7 protein-coding genes are annotated in these 6,000 nt (G+C 42.8%); 2 read left to right on the top strand and 5 right to left on the bottom strand.

What is annotated here, in order from left to right:
- Positions 1 to 15: 15 nt before the first annotated feature.
- Entirely contained in the window at positions 16 to 711 is a 696-nt protein-coding gene (locus OCV57_RS10785; RefSeq protein WP_267301543.1) for a hypothetical protein, read from the top strand.
- 32 nt (positions 712 to 743) lie between these two features.
- On the top strand, positions 744 to 1,718 hold the full coding sequence (locus tag OCV57_RS10790; RefSeq protein WP_267301544.1) for a hypothetical protein: 975 nt from the start codon (positions 744 to 746) through the stop codon (positions 1,716 to 1,718).
- 113 nt (positions 1,719 to 1,831) lie between these two features.
- Here the strand turns inward: OCV57_RS10790 and OCV57_RS10795 are convergent, their stop codons facing one another.
- From OCV57_RS10795 to OCV57_RS10815, 5 genes are all read right to left on the bottom strand, one after another.
- On the bottom strand, positions 1,832 to 2,077 hold the full coding sequence (locus tag OCV57_RS10795; RefSeq protein WP_022286682.1) for a TIGR03905 family TSCPD domain-containing protein: 246 nt from the start codon (positions 2,075 to 2,077) through the stop codon (positions 1,832 to 1,834).
- Positions 2,078 to 2,089: 12 nt separating this feature from the next.
- Complete coding sequence (locus tag OCV57_RS10800; protein ID WP_117891753.1) at positions 2,090 to 3,262, bottom strand: NAD(P)-dependent malic enzyme; 1,173 nt, start codon at positions 3,260 to 3,262, stop codon at positions 2,090 to 2,092.
- 72 nt (positions 3,263 to 3,334) lie between these two features.
- Positions 3,335 to 4,207 carry a PHP domain-containing protein gene (locus tag OCV57_RS10805; protein ID WP_022286684.1) on the bottom strand — a complete coding sequence of 291 codons (873 nt, stop codon included), beginning with the start codon at positions 4,205 to 4,207 and terminating at the stop codon, positions 3,335 to 3,337.
- A gap of 206 nt (positions 4,208 to 4,413) precedes the next feature.
- A complete protein-coding gene (locus tag OCV57_RS10810; protein WP_267301545.1) occupies positions 4,414 to 5,385 on the bottom strand; it encodes an RluA family pseudouridine synthase in 972 nt (323 codons plus the stop codon).
- Positions 5,386 to 5,393: 8 nt separating this feature from the next.
- On the bottom strand, positions 5,394 to 5,810 hold the full coding sequence (locus tag OCV57_RS10815) for an ankyrin repeat domain-containing protein (RefSeq protein WP_267301547.1): 417 nt from the start codon (positions 5,808 to 5,810) through the stop codon (positions 5,394 to 5,396).
- Positions 5,811 to 6,000 lie beyond the last annotated feature (190 nt).

The raw sequence follows: 6,000 nt of genomic DNA on the forward strand, positions 1-6,000 counted from the left end.
TTTCAGGAGAAAATTATGACAAAAAGCATTTTTGGAAAATTCAGAAAATTAGAAAAAAAGAAGAAGCTCCAGCTAGTCATAGCAGTATCCATCCCGGTGGTACTGCTTGTGGCACTGCCTGTTTATGCGTGGTTTACTCACAAACGTTCTATTGCTCTTACAACAAAAATAAATGCCCCTACTCAGCTTTATATCACCGCAGGAAACAAAGAATCTGTGGCAAATCTTGAAATGGCAGATATAGACGTTGAGAACGGCAGTTATAAAGACTTTGTTTTCGGCATAGGCGGGGCAGACGTGCAACAATATCAAATACAGCTTGCACATACAACGAATATCCCTTTTGAGTATGAGATATATCGTGCGAAAAGCGTCAGTGAAACTGAAAAATCTGAAGCTGTCGTTTATGTTTCAGATGAAGAGAATAAAACGTTTTATTACAAAATAGACGGCAATAAGATCTCGGGACGTTATCTCAATCAGCAAGGCTCGGAGATACTTGCTAACAGCACACTTCACGAAAAGTCTTATGACACTTATAGCAATGTTCAGAAAAATGCCGAGGCGCTTTATTGGCAGTCTGATGGTCTAAGTGTAAATGATGCAGAAAACCCGTTTTGCGATTATTTTATAATCAGAGTAAAATGGAATAAAAACGTCCAAAACAATAAAGAAACTGATATGGTCTACCTGACAGTTCAAAGAAAGTAATAAATCACCAAATAGAGAGGAGGGTGGCTGTTATGAAAGACAAATTTATAAAAAAGCTTAAAAGATCGTGGCTTGCAATATGGATAGCTTTTGCGGCAGCCGCACTCAGTACTATTGGCGTCCTGGCGGCTTATACCAGCGTTTCAAGTGTAAAGCGAGTTGTTTCCACACAAAAGGGAGCTGGCATGCTGTTTTCATCTAATTATCTTACAACAGATGAAAATGATCTTCCAAGGACGATAACTTTTAGCAGTATGGAAAACTCGCCTTGTGTGACAGTCAATGTGTGCAACTATCCGCAAACATTGATAAAGCATAATGACAAGGATATCACATACACTTTGACAGTCGAGCTTGTGGACAGCAACGGAAATGCCGTTACCGGAGAAAACACTGCAAAATATTCAGTTGAATATAACGGTGAAAAAAAGACTTTTGGAAGCAATTCAAAAATAGAGTTTTCACTTCTGAAACTTATGGCTGACGATTTCAACAAGCATGAATTTGTGCTGACTTTTGATAAGTCACAGCTCACAAAGTCTGACATATACATGAGAGTGACAGCCATTCCTACAAATCAGGCTGAGTTGAAACCGCTCTCCGCAAAGCTTGGCGTTATCTATATAAATGATAACACATCAGCAACATGGACAGGCACGTTCATCGACAATGCTACCTCGCCTAAAGATCTTGACGGCTTCAACTACCGCCTGTCAGGCAGTGGCGAGGGTACTGTCACTCTGACTTGGAATACGAACTATGTTGATATCAGCCCATGGTTTAAGAATACTTATGATCTGACTATTTCAAAGGACAGTTCTGGCATAGCCACAGCAACTTTGAAAGTGAATTCTGCTGAAAAAAATCAATATGACATTCAGTTCTATAGAACGAACGGCATTAACAGTGCAGAGCAGTGGTCTGACGGTAATCATACCGATATTACGGTGACTGGTACTGGATTTGTTTCAATGAGTTTCACTCAAAGCGCAACGAAAGAAAATTAGAATATGTACAAAAAAACGGACTGCACACAAAATGCAGTCCGTGTATTTTTTCTGTAGGGGCGAACAGTGTTCGCCCGTTTTTTTATATCCGTATAATGTCCAAGTACGAAAGCTTAGAGTGCAGACTTCAAAGCCTCAGCAAGCTGAGCAGGACATGATGTGCCACGTCCGTTGCAGTCGATACCCTCAAGTCTGTCAATAACGTCTTGAACCTTCATGCCCTCAACAAGCTTTGATACACCCTGTGTGTTGCCGTTGCAGCCGCCTGTGAAATGCACTTTCTTTACGATACCGTCCTCAACTTCGATATCTATTTTTCTTGAACATACTCCCTTTGGAGTGTAGCTGATCGTTGCCATTTGAAAAACCTCCTAAATTCTTGCTACGCCTGTTTCTCTTGCAGCCTTTGCCACAGCCTCAGCCACGGCGACCGGTACTGACCTGTCAAAAGAGTTTGGCAGTATAAATTCCGCATTGAGCTTGTCCTCAGGCACACAGCCTGCGATAGCCTTTGCGGCAGCCATTTTCATTTCCTCGTTGATGTCAGAAGCCCTTACTGCAAGTGCACCCTTGAAAATTCCAGGGAAAGCGATAACGTTGTTTATCTGGTTAGGGAAGTCTGAACGTCCTGTGCCAACGATAAACGCACCTGCCGCCTTTGCTTCGTCAGGCATTATCTCAGGAGTCGGGTTAGCCATTGCGAAAAGTATAGGCTTATCGTTCATGGATTTAACCATTTCAGCGGTCACAAGCTTTGGCTTGGAAACACCTACGAAAGCGTCTGCACCCTTGAGTGCGTCGGCAAGAGAGCCATGGAGCTTGTTCTTGTTTGTGACCTTAGCCATTTCAGCGTGAGCCTCGTTAAGATAATTGTCGCCCTCGCAGATTATGCCCTCACGGTCTACCATGATAAGGTTGCCGATACCGAGAGAAAGCAAAAGCTTTCCGATAGCACAGCCAGCTGCACCTGCGCCGTTTATAACAAGTGTAATATCCTCTATCTTCTTGTTAGCCACCTTGCAGGCATTCATAAGTGCCGCACCGACAACGATAGCAGTTCCGTGCTGATCGTCATGGAAAACAGGGATATCAACTTTTTCTTTAAGCTTAGCCTCTATCTCAAAGCACCTTGGAGCAGCGATATCTTCAAGATTTATACCGCCAAAGCTGTCTGATATCATGGCGATGGTGTTTACTATTTCGTCAACGTCATTGGACTTTATGCAAAGTGGAAAAGCGTCAACGTCTGCGAACTCCTTGAAAAGTGCACATTTTCCCTCCATAACAGGCATACCAGCCAGACCGCCAATATTGCCAAGACCAAGCACAGCAGAGCCGTCTGTGATAACAGCCACAAGATTTGCACGTCTTGTAAGCTCATATGAAAGGTCAGGATCTTTCTGTATCTCAAGGCAAGGCTGAGCAACGCCTGGTGTGTAAGCCAGCGTCAGGTCTTTTGCATTGTTTACCTTTGCTCTTGAGCAGACCTCTATCTTGCCTTTCCATTCTCTGTGTTTCTGTAGGGATTCTTCCATTACGTTCATTTTATACAGTCCTCTCTATTTTACGCATTAAAGGAACATTACCGCATGATAATGTCCCTTTATTATACCATATTATTTCTCTGTTTTCACAGCCGCTTTGTTAGCTTTTTGTGAATTTATATGAATGAGCTTGAACAGCTTATCAAGATTTTCCTTGTCAGTGGTCATGCTCCCGATATGTGTCATAGTCTCATTATACAGACCGTGGAAGTCAGAGCCACCAGTCACTATCAGGTCATGTTCCTTTGCGATATCCACAAGCTTCTGCTGTTGAGTTGGAGTAGCAGAGTAATGATAAGCTTCAATTCCGTCAAGCTTGCCTGCCTCGATAAGTTCAAGGAGCAGCTCGGTGTTGTTGAACATAACAGGGTGTGCCATAACAGCAATGCCCTTTGCGGAATGGATAAGGTCAAGCACAAAGTTTACGTCAGGATATTCACGGGTAACAAGACATTCACCGTTTGGATATGCAAAAAGCTTGTCGTTCACAGAGCCGTAAAGCTCTGTTGCATAGCCGTAATTTACCAGTGCTCTCATGATATGCTGTTTAAAAATGCTCTTTGAACTTTTCGTGTAGTGCAGTACAGCGTCGGCAGGGATAGGATATCTTGCCATTACCTTTTCTATCATTTCCTTTGCACAGTCTTTTCTTATCTGGCATGACTTCAGGCAAAGACCTTCCAGCCTGTCAGGTTTCTGCGGTGCATAGCAAAGAATGTGTACTTTTGAATTGCGCTTCTTGTCCCATGCGGAAAGCTCTACCGCAGGAATGACCTTGACCCCATAACGTTCGCCAAGTATTTGCGCTCTGTTTGATGATGAAAGAGTGTCATGGTCTGTTATCGCAAGAAAGTCAAGTCCCATTCTTTTTGCCTGAACAATGACCTCTTCTATACCAAGCGAGCCGTCAGACAGTGTTGTGTGACAATGCAGATCTCCTGTCATACCTTTGTTCCTCCAAATCTATAAAATATATCTGCCATTTTCTGTATATAAAGTACAGTCGTTAAATTTGACTAAATAATTATAACATATTTTATATACATTTGCAAGCACTTTTGAACAATTTACACAAAATTTGCATGAAAATTATATTATTTTGTCGTATATGACAAATCCACAGTGTCGAAATAGTGCGATTTAACGAAATATCAGAGCTTATATCCGAAGAATTTTTCGCAAAACCACACGTCTTTAACCTGAAAGCTCTTGCCATTTAGATATTCAAGTATGCCGGCTTCAGTGGTGAATTTAAAGGTGAGCTTGTACGAATAAAGCGCCTGCGTTTTCACATTGTATGCACGATTGACTTTATTTATTCCGTATTTGCCGTCACCGAGAAGTGGATAGCCAATGTGTGCAAGATGTGCCCTTATCTGATGCGTTCTGCCTGTGACAAGGTCAACTTCGAGAAGTGCAAGATCATCAGTCTTGTTTTCCGCAAGCACACGATAAGATGTTATCATAGTGCGACTGCCCTGAAACTTTTTGTCAGATACCCTGACGGTCTTTGTCGCCTCGTCCTTTTGATGATAAGCCGTGAGCCGAGCGGACTTTTCCTTTGGTATGCCAACGGTCACGCAAAGATAAAGCTTTTCAAGCTCTCTGTCTTTGACTTTCTGATTAAGCACACGCAAACTTTCAGCATTTTTCGCACATATGACGATGCCCCCGGTGTTGCGGTCGATCCTGTTGCAAAGGGCAGGAGCAAAAGACAGCTCCTCCTCAGGACGGTATTCACCCTTTTCATAAAGATAGTGCTGTATCCTGTTTATGAGCGTGTCCGCCGAACCGCTTTCGTCCTCATGTACCACAAGTCCGCACTTTTTGTCGCAAAGGATAATATTCTCGTCCTCGTAAATAATATTCAAAGACGTTGGCGCACTGAGAAAAGCAGGTCTGTCAGCAACTTCGCCCTCGAAAAATTCGTCATTGATGTAAAGCTGCATAACGTCACCGCAAGCAAGCCGTGTGGATATCTCACAGCGTTTGCCGTTGACCTTGATACGCTTTAGGCGCAGATATTTGTACAGCAGATTTTTAGGCAGCTTCGGCACAGCTTTTGTGAGAAACTTGTCAACACGCTGACCTGCGTCATTCTGATTTATTATAAATTCTCTCATGTCATACCTCAGAGCTTCACACGAGCGGAGAATCCTCCGTCAATAAGCTCGTCAAGACCGGTGCTGTCAGCACCGCTGTCACGGAGCAGGAAGAGTATCTCGGACATATCGCAGGCTTTGCCTTTACGGCGAGATATCTCCTCTTCACATTTGATAGCATATTGTAAAGGCTTTTTGTCAGCAGGAAAGTTCACATCTGAGCCTTGAGCGATGAGCCATTTGATGAAATCAACACTTCGCTTGTCAGGCTTGAGAACGCCGTCCTGCTCAACAAAGTCAGCACTTTCGATAGCAGTGAGCAGGAAAGTAAGCCCGTTGCTGTCAGTGTCGTTGTAGTCCACATCATCAGAGATGAATAAGAATTTAAGTTCTTCCAGTTCACGCTTTGAGAGGGTGTAGTTGTATTCGTCATATGATCTATTCATGTTACGTCCTCCTGAAATTATTACTATAGTGATATTATAACCTAAAGTGTGGGAGAATGCAAGAGGGGAGCGGTATTAAGTGAGGAGTGAGGATGTAGTGCTACAATAGATATTGGACAAAATTAAGAAAAAAGAAAAGAGAGATAGGCAAAAATCTGATAAAATAAAGTTACCACACAAATACAAATCA

The sequence above is a fragment of the Hominimerdicola aceti genome, from assembly GCF_025567495.1.
GTDB classification, from domain to species: domain Bacteria; phylum Bacillota; class Clostridia; order Oscillospirales; family Ruminococcaceae; genus Hominimerdicola; species Hominimerdicola aceti.

What these genes read in the sequence shown, in the direction of transcription:
- OCV57_RS10785 (WP_267301543.1), top strand. Translation starts at nt 16, where the DNA reads ATGACAAAAAGCATTTTTGGAAAATTCAGAAAATTAGAAAAAAAGAAG.
- OCV57_RS10800 (WP_117891753.1), bottom strand. Translation starts at nt 3,262, where the DNA reads ATGAACGTAATGGAAGAATCCCTACAGAAACACAGAGAATGGAAAGGC.
- OCV57_RS10805 (WP_022286684.1), bottom strand. Translation starts at nt 4,207, where the DNA reads ATGACAGGAGATCTGCATTGTCACACAACACTGTCTGACGGCTCGCTT.
- OCV57_RS10790 (WP_267301544.1), top strand. Translation starts at nt 744, where the DNA reads ATGAAAGACAAATTTATAAAAAAGCTTAAAAGATCGTGGCTTGCAATA.
- OCV57_RS10795 (WP_022286682.1), bottom strand. Translation starts at nt 2,077, where the DNA reads ATGGCAACGATCAGCTACACTCCAAAGGGAGTATGTTCAAGAAAAATA.
- OCV57_RS10815 (WP_267301547.1), bottom strand. Translation starts at nt 5,810, where the DNA reads ATGAATAGATCATATGACGAATACAACTACACCCTCTCAAAGCGTGAA.
- OCV57_RS10810 (WP_267301545.1), bottom strand. Translation starts at nt 5,385, where the DNA reads ATGAGAGAATTTATAATAAATCAGAATGACGCAGGTCAGCGTGTTGAC.